Here is a 17,224-nt window from a genome sequence, read left to right on the forward strand (position 1 = left end):
GGGTCGAGAACGGCAGTGGACGACCGGTCAGCTCAGGTGGTGGACCTCCTGTAGCCCGTAGACCGGGGTGTCGATGCCTTCGAACCGTGCCTTGAGTTGTAGTGCGAGGTAGAGCGAGTAATGGCGGGACTGGTGCAGATTGCCCCCGTGGAACCACAGACCCGGTTGCTGGGTCGGCTTCCACATGTTGCGTTGCTCGCCTTCCCACGGTCCGGGATCCTTGGTGGTGTCGGAGCCGAGACCCCACACTTTGCCCACTCTATCGGCGACATCCTGGCCGATCAGGTCGGCGGCCCACCCGTTCATCGAGCCGTACCCGGTCGCGTAGACCACCACGTCCGCCGGAAGCTCTGTGCCGTCGGCGAGCACGACGGAGTTCTCGGTGAGGTGGTCGACCTGGCCGTGAGCGAGCTTGATGGTGCCGTCGGCAACCAGCTCGCACGCGCCGACATCGATGTAGTAGCCCGATCCGCGGCGCAGGTACTTCATGAACAGTCCCGAGTCGTCGTCGCCGAAGTCGAGGTCGAAGCCTGCCGCCTGCAGCCGCCCGTAGAAGTCCTTGTCGCGCTCCCGGATCTGGTCGTAGAGCGGAATCTGGAACTCGTGCATGATCCGGTAGGGCAGCGAGGCGAAGGTGAGATCGGCCTTCTTCGTCGTCATGCCCGACGCCACGGCCTGCTCGCTGTAGAGCGCGCCGAGGCCGATCTCCATGAGCGAGTCCGACTTCACGATGTGTGTCGACGATCGCTGGATCATCGTCGTGTCGATCCCGTTCTCCACCAACGCTTTACATATGTCATGTGCCGAGTTGTTGGCACCGACCACGACGACGCGTTTGCCTGCGAAGCCGTCGGGTCCCGGGTGCTGACTCGAGTGGTGTTGCTCGCCGGCGAACACGTCCTGGCCGGGGAACGACGGGACGTTGGGCTTGCCCGACATCCCGGTCGCGAGGACGAGTTGGGTCGGGGTGAGCGTGAGGTGTTCGCCGTCGCGCTCGACCTCGACGGTCCATCGCCCGGCTTGCTCGTCGTAGCTCGCCGACGTGCACGTGGTCTTCGACCAGTACGGGACCTCCATGACGCGCGTATAGAACTCGAGCCAGTCGCCGATCTTGTCCTTGGGCGCGAAGACGGGCCAGTTGTCGGGGAAGGGGAGGTAGGGCAGGTGGTCGTACCAGACCGGATCGTGCAGGCACAGCGTCTTGTACCGTCCGCGCCACTGGTCGCCCGGTCGGTCGTGACTGTCGACGACGATCGACGGAACGCCGAGTTGCCGCAGGCGCGCACCGAGCGCGATGCCGCCCTGACCGCCGCCGACGACGAGCACGTATGGCTGGCTCGACCGGCCGAGCTCCGCCTCTTCGGCCTCGCGGCGTTCGGCCCAGGATCGCGCGTCGGGCTCGGACCCGTGCACTGCGCCCAGCACCCTGCTCGCGCCGCGGCGCTCCTCGTGCCCCTTCAGTTCCTGGAGGGTGGTGAGCAGCGTCCACGCCTCGTCGCGGCCGTCGTCGTCGCCGTCGGCCGCCTGTCGGAGCCGCAGCATGCCTTCGCCGCGACCCGTTGCGGTCTCGAACTCGAGAAACGCGGTCACGACGCCGTCGTCGTCGGTCGGAGTCTCGGTTGCGGCGAACGACTCCGGGGCGGTGTCGTCGAGGCGCGCCGTGAGCATGTCTGCGAGTTGTTCGCGGCCCTCGACTGTTTTGAGGTTCCAGGTGAAGGCCACGAGGTCACGCCAGTAGCAGTCGGTCGCGAACATCGAGGTCACCGCGGCGATATCGCGCGCCCGAAGCGCCGACTCGAAGTCGGCGAGCCACCGGTCTACGCGCTCTGCCGGTGTCCGTTCGGTCGGCTCGTCTCGTCCGGTGGTCGGTGTAGACGTCTGGGGTTCAAGCGTCTGGGTCATTGCTACTCCTCATCTCTGCCGGGCCGTTGCGCCCGGCGGGTGTGATGCACAGCACACTCGGGAGCGGGTGGGGTGGGCAAGGGTTGCAACAGGTTGCATTCGCGGGGTTCTTTGCGGTTCTTCTGTGATCGAGAGCACAATCGCTGGTGATGACCGCTACATCACCATCCAGAGAGGGCGAGCCCGCGGTCGGCGCGGGCGATGACCCGCGGCAGTATGCCGCCGTGCTCGCAGCCGTGTACGACGCCGCGATGTCGGGCGGCCGCCCACCCGCGCGTCCGCGCGATGTGATCGGCGAGTCGTGGCGTCGAGTCCTGCGCGCGGGTGTCGACCCCGAGCGCGGCAGCGGTGAGAGCCTCATCGGTGCCGCGGACCTCGAGGCGCGTCGGGCTCAGTCGCCGTTGGCACTCGTTCTCGACGATCTGACCGGTGGACTCGACGCCGTGATCGCCGACGGGGACAACATCCTGGTGATCGCCGACGCCGCGGGACACGTTCTCTGGCGTGGAGGTCAGACCCGCGTGCTGCACCGGGCCGATCGTCTCGGATTCGTCGAGGGCGCGGACTGGGGAGAGCAGTCCGTCGGCACCAACGCCATCGGAACCGCGCTGATGTCCGGAGGTCCCGTCCAGGTCTTCTCCGCCGAGCACTTCGTTCGAACACACCACACCTGGACGTGCACGGGTGCGCCGATCCGCGACCCGAGAACGGATGCGGTGCTCGGCGTCGTCGACGTCAGTGGCCCCGCCGCAACCATCCACCCGACGACGCTGGCACTGGTGAGTGCCGTTGCGAAACTCGCCGAATCTCAACTGCGCGAACATCATCGACGCCGCCTCGACGAGCTGAGGGCGATCGCGGCTCCGATCCTCGCGCGGTCATCCGGGCCGGCGCTCGCCGTCGACGCAGACGGCTGGGTGGCGGCGGTCGACTCGGTTGCGCCGTGCTCGCGGCTGCTTCTACCCGGGACTCCGCAGCCCGGGCGTACCTGGTTACATGCTCTGGGTGCATGCGAGTTCGAACCGTTGCCGGGCGGATGGCTCGTGCGCGTGGCCGACGACCGCGACCCGACGACGACGCTCGTCGAACTCGACCTCGCTGGCAACCGTCCACCGACTGTGCGGGTATCGGGCGCGACGGGCTCGTGGACCCACCGTCCGTCGCGGCGGCACACGGAGATCCTGGCGCTGCTCGCCGCGCACCCCGACGGGTTGAGTGCGGCAGCGATGTCGGAGCAACTCTTCGGCACCGACGACCGCACCGTCACGGTGCGCGCCGAGATGTCGCGTCTGCGAAAGAGTCTCGGCGGCGTGCTCAGCGCGAATCCGTACCGGTTCGCCGCGGGCGTCGAGATCACGACTGTCGACGACCCGGCGCGGTCACTCGACCGGTGAATCCTCGACCGATGAACTTCGGCGGGTTACGGTCAGTGCGTGACGATTTCGCATGTGGATGGCTACCTGCGCAAGATCATGTCCGACTGCGCCGACGACCGGGCGGGGGAGGTGGCCGACTACATCCCCGAACTCGCGGCGGTCGATCCCGACGGCTACGGACTCTCGGTCGCCATGCACGACGGCTACCTGTACTCACTCGGTGACTCGGGGACCGCGTTCACCATCCAGTCGGTGTCCAAGCCACTGACCTACGCGATGGCGCTGAGCCGATTGGGCCCGACGGAGGTCGACGCGAAGATCGGTGTCGAGCCGTCGGGTGAGGCGTTCAACCAGATCAGCGTCGACTCACAACGTCGACCCAAGAACGCGATGATCAACGCCGGAGCCATCGTCGCGTCGTCGTTGCTCCTTCCTCCGATCCGCGAGGTCGATCCCGAGGTCGTGGAGAAGACTTTCGAGGAGATTCTCGCCTTCTACTCGGCGTGCGCCGGCCGACAGCTGACGCTCAACCAGGACGTCTTCGAGTCGGAGGCGGCCACGGGGTCGCGGAATCGTGCGATCGCCTACATGCTCGACAGCTTCGGCGGACTCGACACCCATCCAGACGCTGCGATCGCGCTCTACTTCCGGCAGTGCGCGATCGAGGTCACCACCAACGACCTCGCCGTAATGGGTACGACGATCGCCTGCGGTGGGGCCAACCCGCGCACCGGACGGCGAGTGTTCAGCCAGGAGGTCGCACAGCGGCTGCTGAGCGTGATGACCACGTGCGGCATGTACGACGCCGCGGGCGACTGGGTGACAGCGGTCGGCATGCCCGCGAAAAGTGGTGTGGGAGGCGGCATCCTGGCGGTGCTGCCCGGTCAGCTCGGCATCGGTGTCTACTCGCCTCGACTCGACGAGCACGGCAACAGCGTGCGCGGCGTCGACACCTGCGAGCACCTGTCGGCCGACCTCGGACTCCACATGTTCAACGTGACCCGCGAGAACCGGGTCACGATCAGAGCGACCTACGACATCGCCGACTTCTCCATCGGCGACGACTGGACGGAGGAGGAGCGCAGCTTCCTGCGCACCTGCCGCGACCGTGTCCGGGTGTACGAGTTGCAGGGCGACCTCACGTTCGGCAGCGCGGAGAGCGCACTGCGTCGGGTCGAGGAGGACATCGAGCGCGTCGATGTCGTGATCATCGAGATCTCGCGCGTCGGGGTGATCGACCCGGTGGCCCGCACGATGATGCTCGCCGTCAAGAACTCGGCCGACGACAACGGCAAACGCATCATTCTCGTCGACCCCGACGGCGAGGTCCGCGCGAGTGTCGAGCGACACCGGTCGGACTCCTTCGTCCACAATCTCGCCGTGCCGGCCCAGTTGCAGGGCCTCGACCCCACGCTCCCGCACGTGCACTCGTCCATGGCCGATGCCGTCGACGACGCCGAACAATTCCTGCTGAAGCACTACCGCAACGCCTGACTCGTCGCGGCGGTGGCTCGGCGTGGCTCGCTGGGGGTCGGGGGTCGTGTTGGTCAGCGCGTGCGGCCGATAAGCTGCCCGGTGTGCGTCTGGTGATCGCGGAATGCCAAGTGGACTACGTCGGCCGACTGACGGCTCATCTGCCCATGGCCAAACGGCTGCTGCTCATCAAGTCCGACGGATCGGTGAGTGTGCATGCCGACGACCGCGCCTACAAGCCGCTGAACTGGATGAGTCCGCCCTGCTGGTTGACCGAGGCGCAGGTGCCCGAGGAGATCGCGGCAATGCACGATTCGGTCGAGGCGTACTGGGTGGTGACCAACAAGGCCGGCGAGGAACTGCGGATCACGCTCGCCTCGATCGAACACGACTCGTCGCATGAACTCGGCATCGATCCCGGTTTGGTCAAGGACGGCGTCGAAGCGCACCTGCAGGAGTTGCTCGCCGAGCACGTCGAGACTCTCGGACCCGGCCACACGCTGATCAGGCGCGAGTACATGACGGCAATCGGACCCGTCGACATTCTGTGCAGGGATGCGCAGGGAGCGACCGTCGCTGTCGAGATCAAACGTCGCGGCGAAATCGACGGCGTCGAACAACTGACCCGCTACCTCGAACTCCTCAACCGCGATCCGTTGCTTGCCCCGGTGAGTGGTGTCTTCGCGGCCCAGCAGATCAAACCGCAGGCGCGCACGCTGGCAACCGACCGCGGAATCCGTTGCGTCGTCTTGGATTACGACGCACTGCGGGGTGCGGAGAGTACCGAGTTCCGGCTGTTCTGACGCGCGAGGGCGTCAGTCGCCCGTGCTGAAGCGAGCGCGTTCGGACAGTATCCGGTTGAGAAGTTCGGAGTCGTCGGCATCCGACAACGACGTGTAGTCGATGTCTTCGGCCGGTCGCAACGTGTCGGGGAAGGTGCCGAACTCACGCTGGATCTCGACGAGCTTCGTGCGGATCTCCTCGAACTCCTCGAGCACCTGCGTGCGAGCATCGTCGGCCTTCGCCGAGAGGTTGCGGGAGCCCGCCAGTCGCTCGATCGCGATATCGCGCGCGGTGTCGCGGATCTGATTGGCCTCGGCCAGTGCTTGTCGACGCTCCTCGGCGAGCGTCGAGTCGTGCCGGCGGCGCTCCTCGGTGCGTGTCTGCTTGCTCTGGCGGGCCAGTTCGTCGGCGTCGGCATGAGCCTTGGCGACCAGTTGGGACGCCTGGGTACGTGCCGCGTTCATCGTCGTGGTGTGCTCGGCTTCCATTGCGGCTGCGCGCTCGGTGCACAGGCGATCCGACTCGGCGGCGTCGGCCTTGGCCTTGGCATGGATCGATTCCGCATCGGTGCGTAGATCGGTTGCGTGCTGTTCGGCGTCGGCGACGATGCCCGACGCCTTGTTCTCCGCATTCGACACGATCGACTCGGCCCTACTCCGTGCCTCCGACACGATGCGGTCGGCGTCTTCACGCGAGTTCTTGGCGAGTTCCGCTGCTTCCTGACGCGCCACCGACACCGTCTCGGCGGCCTCTGCGCTGGCTTCCGCGCGCATCTCCGACGCCTCGTCGGACGCGAGCTGCAGCATGCGACTCAACCGTTCGCTCATGCCCTGCGCCGTGGTGGGCGGTACCGACAGCGTGTCGACCTCGCGCCGGAGTTCGTCGATCGTCGCGCGGGCCTCGTGCAGATGTGCGGCGAGTTCTTGCGCGTTGGCGGTCGCGGCGTCACGGTCGGCTGCGAGGACTCGCAGGTCGGCGTCGATGCGTCGAAAACGTTCGGCGACCTGCTCGCGATCGTATCCGCGCATGACGACGGCGAACGGGAGTTGCTGCCTCGGAGCCTGGCTCGACATGGTTCGACAGTCTAGTCGGCTGTGCTGTGGCGGTGCTGTGTCTGGCCCGAGTGCGTGTGCGTCTCGGCAAGGAGTTTCCGTCGACGCGGAAGTGTGCGGCTCAGTGCGTCGAAGCGCCCTGGTCGGCCGCGGGCTCGACGAGTTCGAGGAGCACACCGCCCGCATCCTTCGGATGCACGAAGTTGATTCGCGAGTCGGCCGTGCCGCGTCGCGCCTCCGGATACAGCACGCGGACACCTGCGGATGTCAGGCGTGACATCACCTCGTCGACGTCGGTGACCCGTACGGCGAGCTGCTGCAGGCCTGGTCCGTTGCGATCGAGGAATTTGGCGATCGTCGACGACTCGGAAGCCGGGGCAAGCAGCTGGATCACCGCGCCGGCGCCTGCGTCCGCGGGTCCGACCATTGCTTCCTCGACACCCTGCTCCTCGTTCTTCTCCTGGTGCAGGGTGACGAATCCGAGGTGGTCGGCATACCACTGCTTCGCGGCGTCGAGATCGGGCACCGCGATGCCGACGTGGTCGATGGCCACCACGAGGTCGGAGATGAGTGCCGTCGCACCAGGGGAGTCGACCGCACCTGCGGCTTCTGAATCGACTGCAACCGCTGATTTGGCGGGGGGCACGGATGATGAGGTCGTCATGCGATAAAGGTAACGTTTAAGGCGTCATTCGAACAGAGCGACCGCTCGGTTGGTCGCTGCCCAGTACTTGGAGGTCCTCATGTCCCCGGCAACAGATCAGGCGACGTCGGTGATCGTCGCCGGCGCGCGCACGCCGTTCGGTCGGCTCCTCGGCTCGCTGAAGGGTTTCAGCGGTGTCGATCTCGGTGCGATCGCCATCAAGGCTGCGCTCGAACGCGGCGGTGTCCCGGCGTCGGCAGTCGACTACGTGATCATGGGCCAGGTGCTCACCGCCGGCGCAGGTCAGATGCCTGCGCGTCAGACGTCGGTGAAAGCCGGAATCGGCTGGGATGTCCCCGCGCTGACCATCAACAAGATGTGCTTGTCGGGCATCGACTCGATCGCACTCGCCGATCAGCTCATCCGCGCCGGTGAGTTCGAGTGCGTCGTCGCCGGTGGCCAGGAGTCGATGACCCAGGCACCGCACCTGCTGCCGGGAAGCCGCAGCGGATTCAAGTACGGCAACACCGAGCTCGTGGACCACACCGCATTCGACGGCCTCTACGACGCCTTCACCGATCAGCCGATGGGTGCGCTGACCGAGCAGGGCAATGACGCCGACGGCTTCACCCGCGCCGAGCAGGACGAGTTCGCCGCGCGTAGCCACCAGCTCGCCGCAACCGCGTGGAAGAACGGGCTGTTTGCCGACGAGGTCGTTCCGGTGAGCATCCCGCAGCGCAAGGGCGACCCGATCGAATTCGCCGAGGACGAGGGTATTCGCGCCGACACCACCGCCGACACTCTCGCTGGACTGCGGCCGGCATTCCGCAAGGACGGCACCATCACGGCGGGCAACTCGTCGCAGATCTCCGACGGCGGCGCCGCCGTCGTCGTGATGAGCAAGGCGAAGGCAGCAGAACTCGGCCTGACCCCGCTCGCCGAGATCGGTCCGCACGGTGTGGTTGCGGGCCCCGACTCCTCGCTACAGCTCCAGCCGGCCAACGCCATCGAAAAGGCTTGTGCGCGAGCAGGTATCGCGCCGGCCGATCTCGACCTCGTCGAGATCAACGAGGCGTTCGCCGCGGTCGGCCTGGCGTCGACCAAGGCGCTCGGCATCAACCCCGACATCGTCAACGTCAATGGTGGGGCCATCGCGATCGGCCATCCCATCGGGACGTCGGGCGCCCGCATCACGCTGCACCTCGCGCTGGAACTGCAGCGTCGGGGTGGGGGCGTCGGCGTTGCCGCGCTCTGCGGTGCCGGTGGTCAGGGTGACGCGCTCATCATCCGAGTCCCCAAGGCCTGAGGTCACTCCAACACGTTCGTGATCACGGATGCCTACTACGCCGTGTCGTAGTAGGCATCCGTATCAGGCACAATGTCCTATATGAAGCAATTCTTCGACCTGTCCACCCCCGCCAAGCGATTCCGGTTCGTCGCCGTGCTGGAAGCGATCACCTGGGCTGCGCTGCTGGTGGCGATGTTCTTCAAGTGGGTGCTCGGGTACACCGAGGCCGTCGCGGTTCCCGGCATGGTGCACGGCATCGTGTTCGTCGCGTTCGTTCTGATCTCGATCGTCACGGCGGTCTCGTTGAGGTGGAGCCTCGGGGTCACGTTGCTCGCGCTGATCTCGAGCATCCCGCCGTTCGGCACCCTCGTGTTCGAATGGTGGGCGCGCCGCAACGGGCATCTGGCCGAGTTGTCGGCGCAGTTCGACGCCGAGGGCAAGCCCCAGTACGCAGCCTGACGCCCGCGTATAGGGGCTGGCCTGCGTTGCCTCCGATCCCGCACAGCTCGCAGAGGAGCCGATCATGATCGCCGCTTTCAGTCTCACTCCGTCGGGTGGCGGTGCCGTCGACGATGACGGCGGGATGAGCGAGGCCGTCGCGGCTGCGGTGCGGGTGGTTCGCGAATCCGGTCTGCCGCACCAGACGACCGCCATGTTCACCTATGTCGAGGGTGACTGGGACGCGGTGATGGACGTGATCAAGCGCGCCACCGACGCTGTCGGCGAGCTCGCGCCGCGGGTCGGGCTCGTCATCAAAGCCGATATTCGCCCCGGCCACACCGACGAATTGACCGGCAAGGTCGACCGGGTGATGCGACATCTGTCCTGACTCGGCCCGCGCGCTTGCTCGACGATCCACGTTGGCACGTGCGCGCGGTGCGGTCTCGGCGATCTTCTTCCTGAACGGCTTCCTCGCTGCGCTGTGGGTTGCCCATATCCCCGTCATCACCGCTCGCACGGATACCTCGCACGAGCAACTCGGCGGGCTTCTGCTGTTGCTCGGCGGCTCGGCGTTCGTCGGCATGCAGGTCAGCGGGCACGCACTCGACCGATTCGGTTCGCGTACCACCACGTTGGTCGCGGCGACGCTGCTGTGTCCGGTCATGATCGGGCCGGCGGTGGCGTCGAACACCGTTGCGCTCGCTGTCGCGCTCGCGCTCTTCGGGTTTGTGAACGGCAGCCTCGACGTCTCCATGAACGCCCAGGCCGTCGCGGTTGAACGGGCGTATCGCCGACCGATCATGTCGTCGTTTCACGGGTTTTTCTCGCTCGGCGGTCTCGCGGGGTCGCTCGTCGTCGCCGCGACGTTGTGGGCGCAGGTCGGTGTGGCCGCGACCGTCGGGGTGTCGTCGCTGCTCGGGCTGATACTGGTCGCGGTATGCGCACGTTCGCTCGTCGCGCCGGACGGCGGGGGACTGGTCGAGACGACGCAGTCGGACACGGTCGGGTCGGACGTCGGCGATGAGTCGACGGCGAAGGCGCGCTGGTGGCACGGACTGGACCTGCGTCGACTGGCGATCCTCGCTGCCGTGGCGTTCGCACTCATGCTGGCCGAGGGGACCGCATACGACTGGAGTGCGCTGCAGATCGTCGAAGATTTCGGTACGCGTGACGCGGTCGGCGCTGTGGCGTTCGGGGCGTTCAGTGCGGCGATGACCATCGCGCGCTTCGGTATCGATCCGATCGCCGCGCGACTCGGCCCCGTCTGGGTGGTGCGGGCGGGGTCGGCGCTCGGAATCTGCGGAATCAGCTTGGCGATTCTCGCTCCCGAACCGATCATCGCGATCGTCGGCTGGACCATTTTCGGTGTCGGTCTCGCAGGGCTGATACCGCAGATCTTCACGGCTGCAGGCAATCTGACGGCGTCGTCGAGCGGACGTGCCATCTCTACCGTCGTCGGCTGCGGTTACATCGGGATGCTGTCGGGACCCGCGATCGTCGGATTCATCGCCGGCCGCTCGGGGGTGTCGGTCGGTCTGACACCCGTCATCGGCGCGCTGGTGTTCGCGTTGGTGGCCGCACCGGTCGTGCGTCCCGCTGCACGACCGGTGAGCGGCCGCGATGCACATGACACACTAGAGGGGTGACACGACCGACCCCCAGGCCTCAGGGAAATGCTGCACGCACTCAGGCCGGCGCCGCAGCACGTCAGCAAGCCGCCGCGACAGTTGCCATGTCGGGTGCAGTCGACCTCTCCGCACTGAAGGAGAAGGCCGAGGCGCAACGAGCACAGGCACGTCAGCCCGCAGCGGCGGCGCAGCAGCCGAGCGCCGGATCGGCGCCGACCGGCAGCAACGTGATCGACGTGACGGATGCGACCTTCGAGACCGAGGTCCTCGCGCGGTCGACGAGACAGCTTGTCCTGGTCGACCTCTGGGCTGAGTGGTGCGGTCCGTGTAAGCAGTTGTCGCCGGTGTTGGAGAAGCTCGCCAACGCGTCGGGCGGCGCCTGGGTGCTCGCCAAGATCGACGTCGACGCGAACCCGCAGATCGCGCAGGCCTTCGGTGTGCAGTCGATCCCGACGGTTGTCGCACTCGCCGCCGGACAGCCCGTCGCCGCGTTCAACGGTGCCCGTCCCGAGGCCGAGATCGTCGACTGGATCGATCAGATCCTCGCCCAGGTCGGCGGTGCGCTCGCCGGGGCTCCTGCTCCGCAAGCAGAGCAGGAGATCGCCGACGATCCGCGCATGATCGCCGCCGAGGACAAGATGAACGCGGGCGATTTCGACGGCGCGCTCGCCGACTACCGCGCCATCGCCGAGGCCGAGCCCGACAACGTCGAGGCCGCATCGTTGGTGCGCAACCTCGACTTCATGCTCCGTGCCCAGGCGCACGACCCGGCGATCGTCGAGAACGCCGCCGCGACCGACGTCGACGCTCAGCTCGCGGCCGCGGACGTACTGCTGCTCGGTCAGGATCCGGAGGGAGCGTTCGCGCGCATCATCGACGTCGTGAAGGCGACCTCAGGCGACGACCGCACGCGTGCACGAACCCGACTGCTCGAGTTGTTCGAGCTGTTCGATCCTGCCGAGCCCTTCGTGGTGGCCGCTCGTCGAAAGCTGGCTGCCGCGCTGTTCTGAGCCGGCCATCGGCGAGGAGCTTACGAAGAAGTTCTCGGAGTTTGCCGCGTGGCGACGATGGTCACGAGGTTCGCTTCGCCCCAGTCTCCGAGGGGGAGCAGTGCGTCGTTGAGTGACTGTCCCAGCGGGGTGAGCGAGTACTCCACTCGTGGTGGCACTTCCCGGTAGACCTCGCGGTGGACGATGCCGTCGCTTTCCAACTCGCGCAATTGCTGGGTGAGCATCTTCTCGCTGACGCCTGAAACGTTGCGCCGCAGTTCGCCGAAGCGGCAGGGGCGCTCGTGCAGCGCCCACAGGATCAACGGCTTCCACTTTCCGCCGACCACCGCAACCGCCGCGTCGAGTCCGCAGGAGAACGGACCCTTGCTCGAAGCATCAGCCATCAGCCAATACTAACCATTCGGTGGCTACCTAACGCGAAAGTGCGTACTTGTGAGAAGTGCAGCGGCACAGGAGTGTTGAGGCATGACTTCTACCGTGACCGTCATCGGGGCAGGCCCGATCGGGCAGGCCATCACCCGCGCTCTACTCTCAGCAGGCCACGAGGTGACCGTCTGGAACCGAACCCTCGAGAAGACCGCACCGCTTGCCGAACTCGGTGCGCGTGTCGCCGCCACTCCACGAGAGGCCCTGCGTCGCAGCGACATTGCGCTCATCTCCGTACGGGGCAACGACGCTGCGCGCGACATACTCGAACAAGCCGAACTGTCCGGCCTGGACGTGCTCGTCGTGAACCTCACGTCTGACACCCCGAGCTCGGCGCGCGAACTCGCAGGCTGGGTGACCAGCCAGGGGGTCAGGTATCTGAGCGGGACGATGCTCACCCCCTCCGTCTTGGTGGGGCAGCCCGGCTCGACCGCGGTGCTGGGTGGCGTCGAGAGCATCTACGAGCAAGCCCTCCCGGTGCTCGAGGTGATCGCGCCGGAGGTCGCACGCCACGGCGACGATCCCGGAGCTGTCGCCGCGCTCGACCTCGCCCTGCTCGACGCATTTTGGGGCACAGTGGCAGCGTGGAGCCACGCCGTCGCCCTCGGACGAGCCGAAGGGCTCAACGCAAACGACCTCACCGAGCGGCTGACCGCGATAGTGCACCTGGCCGCGGAGATCGGAGCCGGGATCTCGCAGGATGCCGAGCTCGGCAGCTATCCCGGTGATGTATCCACCATCGCGTCTGCCCGCAGCACGCTGACCCATATCCTCCACGCCAGCACGGATCGCCGCATCGACGCGGGCTTCCCTGGCTCTGTCGAGGCGCTACTCCGACGCGCTACTGACCACGGCTACCACGACGACGGGCCGTCGCGCCTGGTTCCGACGATCGCGGGGGCCGCGGACTAGGCCGGTGCGAGCCAGATCGCCGAGTTGGCAGGAATCGTGACCGACGCCGAGACCGGCCTGCCGTGCCAGCCCTCGCCGTCGGCCTGCACCGAGCCGAGATTGCCCTTGCCCGCCCCGCTGTAGGCGGCGGCGTCGGTGTTGAGGATCTCGGTCCAGGTTCCGGCGTGGGGAAGTCCCACGCGGTAGTCGCTGCGGTCGGCCCCGGAGAAATTGAACAGGCACGCCACCACCGAGCCGTCGGAACCCCATCGCAAAAAGCTGATCACGTTGTTCGCGGTGTCGTTCGCGTCGATCCATTCGTAGCCCTGCGGATCGGTGTCCTGCGTGAACAGAGCGGGGCGCTCGCGGTACACCCGATTGAGATCGGTGGTGAGCGCCGAGATCCCTTGGTGCAGTTCACCTTCCCAACCCTGAAGCTGGTACCAATCCAGGCTGCGGTTGTCGGCCCACTCGGCTGTCTGTCCGAACTCCTGGCCCATGAACAGCAGTTGCTTGCCGGGATGCGACCATTGGTATGCGAGAAACACCCGCACTCCGGCGGCTTTCGTCCACGAGTCGCCGGGCATCCGGCTCCACAGCGTGCCCTTGCCGTGCACCACCTCGTCGTGTGAGAGCGGGAGCACGAAGTTCTCACTCCACGCGTACATCAGTGAGAACGTGATCTCGTGGTGATGGAAGCTGCGGTGGATCTGGTCGCGACCCAGGTAACCCAGCGTGTCGTGCATCCAGCCCATATTCCATTTGAGGCTGAAACCCAGTCCGCCGAGGTCGGTCATGCGTGTCACGCCGGGCCAGGCCGTCGACTCCTCGGCGACGGTCACCGCGCCGGGGAAGAGCTTGTGGACGGTTGCGTTGGTCTCCTGCAGGAACTGCACGGCTTCGAGATTCTCTCTGCCGCCGTAGATGTTCGGGCGCCAGCCGCCTGCCGGCCGCGAGTAGTCGAGGTAGAGCATCGATGCGACGGCGTCTACGCGCAGTCCGTCGACGTGGAATTCGTCGATCCAATAGAGTGCGTTGGCGACCAGGAAGTTGCGCACTTCGCGTCGACCGAAGTCGAAAACGTATGTGCCCCAGTCGAGCTGCTCGCCGCGCATCGGATCGGCATTCTCGTAGAGGGGCGTTCCGTCGAAGCGTGCGAGCGCCCATTCGTCCTTGGGAAAATGGGCGGGGACCCAGTCGATGAGCACCGAGATTCCCAACGAATGCAGATGATCGACGAGGAACCGGAAGTCGTCGGGCTTGCCGAAGCGGGCCGTCGGCGCGTAGTACGACGTGACCTGGTATCCCCACGAGCCACCGAACGGGTGCTCCGCGACGGGCAGGAACTCGACGTGGGTGAATCCCTTCTCGATCACGTAGGCGCCGAGTTGTTCTGCGAGTTCGCGATAGTCGAGGCCCTTGCGCCACGAACCCAGGTGCACCTCGTAGACGCTCATCGGTTCGCGTGTCGGCTCGCTCGCGACCCGACGGTCGATCCAGTCGTCGTCGGACCAGACGAAGTCCGAGTGGGTGACCACCGACGCGGTGGCGGGCGGAACCTCCGTGCGCCTGGCCATCGGATCGGCCTTGTCGTGGATGGTGCCGTCCGCGCCGTGGACGCGAAACTTGTACAGCGTGCCCTCGCCGACGTCGGGGATGAACAACTCCCAGACACCCGACGGCCCCATCGACCGCATGGGCGTCGACCGTCCGCTCCAGCCGTCGAAATCACCGATCACGACGACGCCGTGCGCGTTGGGTGCCCACACCGAGAACGTCGTGCCGGGCACGTCGCCGTCCGGTGTGGTGTAGGTGACGGTGTGCGCGCCGAGAACCTTCCAGAGTTCCTCGTGCCTGCCCTCGGAGAACAGATGCAGATCGAGCTCACCGATGCTCGGCAGGAACCGATAACCGTCTGCGACGACGAATTCTCTTGTGCCGCCGTGCCCGTCGGGGTAGACGACACGATAGCGGTAGTCGATGAGATCGGTGATCGGCACGGTGACGACGAACAGGTCGTCGGTCTGATGGTGCATCGGATAGTCGACGCCGCCGATCACCGCCGACACCGAGATGGCGTTCGGACGCAGCGTCCGCAGGATCGTGTAGTCGCCCGGGGCGTCGTGGGCACCGAGGAACGAGTGCGGGTCGGGATGCGTCGTCGACATCAGACGTCGAAGGTCGTGGTCGGAAGCGAAGGGGTCGGGCTGCGTGCTGGTCACGGTGTGCTCACTGGATTCGGTAGGAGAGTCGGCGGGCGGCGTCGGGACTCAGGGGTGGAAGGGCGACGATGTGTGCGACGGCGCGCCACGGTTCGAGTCGTACGTAATTCGCCTGGCCCCAACCGAATTCCTCACCGGAGACCTCGTCCTTGCCGACGAAGCGTTCCTGCCAGTCGAATCCGAGCGCGGGCATATCGAGCCACAGCGTCGACTCCTCCGCACCGAACGGATTGATGTTGATCACCACGACGACACGGTCGCCCGACACCGGGTCGAGCTTGGAATAGGCGATCAGTGCGGGGTTGTCGAGGTGGTGAAATGTGATGTCGCGCAACTGTTGCAGGGCCGGATGCCGTCGACGGATCGCGTTGAGCGACGTGATCCACGGTTCGAGCGACTCGCCGCGGCTCGCGGCCCCCTTGTAGTCACGCGGACGGAGTTCGTACTTCTCGGAGTTGAGATACTCCTCGCTGCCCTCGCGTACGGGCAGGTGCTCGTAAAGCTCATAGCCGCTGTAGACACCCCAGGTCGGTGACAGCGTGGCGGCCAATGCGGCGCGAAGCGCGAACATGCCGGGTCCACCGTGTTGCAGGCTCTCGTGCAAGATGTCGGGGGTATTGACGAAGAGGTTGGGCCGTGACTCGTCGGCGTGCGCGGCGATCTCGCGACCGAATTCCTCGATTTCCCACTTCGCGGTCTTCCAGGTGAAGTAGGTGTAGGACTGGGTGAAACCAAGGCGCGCAAGGCCATAGAGCCGGGCGGGTCTGGTGAACGCCTCGGCGAGGAACAGCACGTCGCTGTCGCGCTTCTTGACCTCCATGATCAGCCACTCCCAGAAGTTCGGCGGCTTGGTGTGCGGATTGTCGACCCGAAAGATCTTGACGCCCAACTTGTTCCACGCAAGTACCACCTCGAGTACCGCGCGGTAGATGCCATTGCGATCGTTGTCGAAGTTCAGCGGATAGATGTCCTGATACTTCTTCGGTGGATTCTCGGCATAGGCGATCGTGCCGTCGGGCAGGGTGGTGAACCAGTCGGGATGCTCGGTGGCCCACGGGTGGTCGGGGGCGGTCTGCAACGCCAGATCGAGAGCGACCTCCATGCCGAGTTCGCTTGCGCGAGACAGGAAATACTCGAAATCCTCCTGCGAGCCGAGCTGTGGGTGAATCGCGTCGTGACCGCCCTGCGCCGACCCGATCGCCCACGGCGACCCGACGTCGTCTGGTGCCGCGACCAATGTGTTGTTGGGGCCCTTGCGATTGACCTCACCGATCGGATGGACCGGTGGCAGGTAGACCACGTCGAATCCCATGTCGGCGATGCGCGAGAGGTCTTGGGCCGCAGTCAGGAACGTGCCGTGCACGGGACGGCCGTCGTTGTCCCAGCCTCCCGTCGATCGCGGGAACATCTCGTACCACGATCCGTAGAGTGCGCGACGTCGGTCGGTCCAGATCCGCAGATTGCGACTCTTGGTCACGAGCTCGCGCACGGGATGCTCGTCGAGAAGATCGACGACCTCGTCGGACAATGCGATGCCCACTCGGTTCTCGACTCGCCTGCGCCTCGAGCGAAGTGAGTCGACGGCGTCGAGCAACAGTTGGCGGTCGGTGCCGTCGACCTGTTGCGCCGCTTCGCTGAGAACCCGTGCGCCGATCTCGAGGTCGTTGGCGAGGTCTTCCGCGCCCTGGCCGGCGTCGATCTTCTTGGTGACCGCCGACCGCCACGTCGCATACGGATCGCTCCACGCCTCGATCCGGAAGGTCCAGTAGCCGACGGCGTCGGGCACGATGGCTGCGTTGAAAACATCCGGTTCGCTCGCGGGTGACATGCGGACGTCGAACGAGGTGCGGTAGGGCGTTTCGACGTGCAGGGTGACCCCGAGGGCGTCGTGCCCCTCCCGCCACGCCGTCGCGCTGATCGGGATCAATTCTCCGACAACACATTTGGCAGGGTATTGCCCTGCGGAGACCAATGGTTGGATGTCGTCGATGCCCATCCGGCCGATCACTTCGGCCCCCTCTCGTCAGCGGCCACGCGCAGGGCCGGGAGTCCTCATCGATCCCAAGGTGTTGCGTTCACTCTAGTGACG

General features: G+C 66.2%; 15 protein-coding genes. 9 read left to right on the forward strand and 6 right to left on the reverse strand.

The window, feature by feature from the left end:
- Window positions 1-27: 27 nt before the first annotated feature.
- On the reverse strand, window positions 28-1,902 hold the full coding sequence (locus RND64_RS08360; RefSeq protein ID WP_331436552.1) for an NAD(P)/FAD-dependent oxidoreductase: 1,875 nt from the start codon (window positions 1,900-1,902) through the stop codon (window positions 28-30).
- 149 nt (window positions 1,903-2,051) lie between these two features.
- Here RND64_RS08360 and RND64_RS08365 point away from each other — a divergent pair, with 149 nt between their 5' ends.
- From RND64_RS08365 to nucS, 3 genes are all read left to right on the forward strand, one after another.
- Window positions 2,052-3,296 (forward strand): GAF domain-containing protein, encoded by a 1,245-nt coding sequence (locus RND64_RS08365; RefSeq protein ID WP_442903968.1) that lies wholly within the window; start codon window positions 2,052-2,054, stop codon window positions 3,294-3,296.
- Window positions 3,297-3,335: 39 nt separating this feature from the next.
- Complete coding sequence (gene glsA, locus RND64_RS08370) at window positions 3,336-4,772, forward strand: glutaminase A (protein WP_331436554.1); 1,437 nt, start codon at window positions 3,336-3,338, stop codon at window positions 4,770-4,772.
- Window positions 4,773-4,855: 83 nt separating this feature from the next.
- Window positions 4,856-5,554, forward strand: a complete 699-nt coding sequence (gene nucS / locus RND64_RS08375; RefSeq protein WP_331436555.1) for an endonuclease NucS — start codon at window positions 4,856-4,858, stop codon at window positions 5,552-5,554.
- Window positions 5,555-5,566: 12 nt separating this feature from the next.
- Here the strand turns inward: nucS and RND64_RS08380 are convergent, their stop codons facing one another.
- Together RND64_RS08380 and mce are read right to left on the reverse strand one after the other, a co-directional pair.
- Window positions 5,567-6,607 carry a hypothetical protein gene (locus tag RND64_RS08380; RefSeq protein WP_331436556.1) on the reverse strand — a complete coding sequence of 347 codons (1,041 nt, stop codon included), beginning with the start codon at window positions 6,605-6,607 and terminating at the stop codon, window positions 5,567-5,569.
- 100 nt (window positions 6,608-6,707) lie between these two features.
- Window positions 6,708-7,250, reverse strand: coding sequence for a methylmalonyl-CoA epimerase (gene mce / locus RND64_RS08385; RefSeq protein ID WP_235434477.1), 543 nt, complete (start codon window positions 7,248-7,250; stop codon window positions 6,708-6,710).
- Between the two features lie 79 nt (window positions 7,251-7,329).
- Between mce and RND64_RS08390 the strand changes: the two genes are divergently transcribed.
- The 5 genes from RND64_RS08390 to trxA all read left to right on the forward strand — a co-directional run bounded on the left by RND64_RS08390 (window position 7,330) and on the right by trxA (window position 11,596).
- On the forward strand, window positions 7,330-8,535 hold the full coding sequence (locus tag RND64_RS08390; RefSeq protein ID WP_049700957.1) for an acetyl-CoA C-acetyltransferase: 1,206 nt from the start codon (window positions 7,330-7,332) through the stop codon (window positions 8,533-8,535).
- 72 nt (window positions 8,536-8,607) lie between these two features.
- Window positions 8,608-8,976, forward strand: a complete 369-nt coding sequence (locus tag RND64_RS08395; RefSeq protein ID WP_331436557.1) for a DUF3817 domain-containing protein — start codon at window positions 8,608-8,610, stop codon at window positions 8,974-8,976.
- A 64-nt stretch (window positions 8,977-9,040) separates the two neighbouring features.
- A complete protein-coding gene (locus tag RND64_RS08400; protein WP_331436558.1) occupies window positions 9,041-9,346 on the forward strand; it encodes a thiamine-binding protein in 306 nt (101 codons plus the stop codon).
- Between the two features lie 31 nt (window positions 9,347-9,377).
- Window positions 9,378-10,604: an MFS transporter gene (locus tag RND64_RS08405; protein WP_331436559.1), complete on the forward strand. Its 1,227-nt coding sequence runs from the start codon at window positions 9,378-9,380 to the stop codon at window positions 10,602-10,604.
- Between the two features lie 86 nt (window positions 10,605-10,690).
- Window positions 10,691-11,596 carry a thioredoxin gene (gene trxA, locus RND64_RS08410; protein WP_331436654.1) on the forward strand — a complete coding sequence of 302 codons (906 nt, stop codon included), beginning with the start codon at window positions 10,691-10,693 and terminating at the stop codon, window positions 11,594-11,596.
- Window positions 11,597-11,616: 20 nt separating this feature from the next.
- On the opposite strand, the gene RND64_RS08415 is transcribed toward trxA, so the two are convergent.
- Complete coding sequence (locus RND64_RS08415) at window positions 11,617-11,979, reverse strand: winged helix-turn-helix transcriptional regulator (RefSeq protein ID WP_331436560.1); 363 nt, start codon at window positions 11,977-11,979, stop codon at window positions 11,617-11,619.
- An 82-nt stretch (window positions 11,980-12,061) separates the two neighbouring features.
- Here RND64_RS08415 and RND64_RS08420 point away from each other — a divergent pair, with 82 nt between their 5' ends.
- Entirely contained in the window at window positions 12,062-12,934 is an 873-nt protein-coding gene (locus tag RND64_RS08420; protein ID WP_331436561.1) for an NAD(P)-dependent oxidoreductase, read from the forward strand.
- Here the strand turns inward: RND64_RS08420 and glgB are convergent.
- Both glgB and RND64_RS08430 read right to left on the reverse strand, forming a co-directional pair.
- Window positions 12,931-15,135, reverse strand: coding sequence for a 1,4-alpha-glucan branching protein GlgB (gene glgB, locus RND64_RS08425; protein WP_442903969.1), 2,205 nt, complete (start codon window positions 15,133-15,135; stop codon window positions 12,931-12,933). The genes RND64_RS08420 and glgB overlap by 4 nt on opposite strands.
- A 7-nt stretch (window positions 15,136-15,142) precedes the next feature.
- Complete coding sequence (locus RND64_RS08430) at window positions 15,143-17,143, reverse strand: maltotransferase domain-containing protein (RefSeq protein WP_331436562.1); 2,001 nt, start codon at window positions 17,141-17,143, stop codon at window positions 15,143-15,145.
- Between the last annotated feature and the right edge of the window lie 81 nt (window positions 17,144-17,224).

The sequence above is a fragment of the Gordonia sp. w5E2 genome, assembly GCF_036540975.1.
Classification (GTDB): Bacteria; Actinomycetota; Actinomycetes; order Mycobacteriales; family Mycobacteriaceae; genus Gordonia; species Gordonia jacobaea.

Bases quoted from the DNA above. Each gene is read 5' to 3' on its own strand.
- RND64_RS08360 (WP_331436552.1), bottom strand. From the start codon at position 1,902: ATGACCCAGACGCTTGAACCCCAGACGTCTACACCGACCACCGGACGA.
- RND64_RS08365 (WP_442903968.1), top strand. From the start codon at position 2,052: ATGACCGCTACATCACCATCCAGAGAGGGCGAGCCCGCGGTCGGCGCG.
- RND64_RS08380 (WP_331436556.1), bottom strand. From the start codon at position 6,607: ATGTCGAGCCAGGCTCCGAGGCAGCAACTCCCGTTCGCCGTCGTCATG.
- mce (WP_235434477.1), bottom strand. From the start codon at position 7,250: ATGACGACCTCATCATCCGTGCCCCCCGCCAAATCAGCGGTTGCAGTC.
- RND64_RS08390 (WP_049700957.1), top strand. From the start codon at position 7,330: ATGTCCCCGGCAACAGATCAGGCGACGTCGGTGATCGTCGCCGGCGCG.
- RND64_RS08395 (WP_331436557.1), top strand. From the start codon at position 8,608: ATGTCCTATATGAAGCAATTCTTCGACCTGTCCACCCCCGCCAAGCGA.
- RND64_RS08400 (WP_331436558.1), top strand. From the start codon at position 9,041: ATGATCGCCGCTTTCAGTCTCACTCCGTCGGGTGGCGGTGCCGTCGAC.
- trxA (WP_331436654.1), top strand. From the start codon at position 10,691: ATGTCGGGTGCAGTCGACCTCTCCGCACTGAAGGAGAAGGCCGAGGCG.
- RND64_RS08415 (WP_331436560.1), bottom strand. From the start codon at position 11,979: ATGGCTGATGCTTCGAGCAAGGGTCCGTTCTCCTGCGGACTCGACGCG.
- RND64_RS08420 (WP_331436561.1), top strand. From the start codon at position 12,062: ATGACTTCTACCGTGACCGTCATCGGGGCAGGCCCGATCGGGCAGGCC.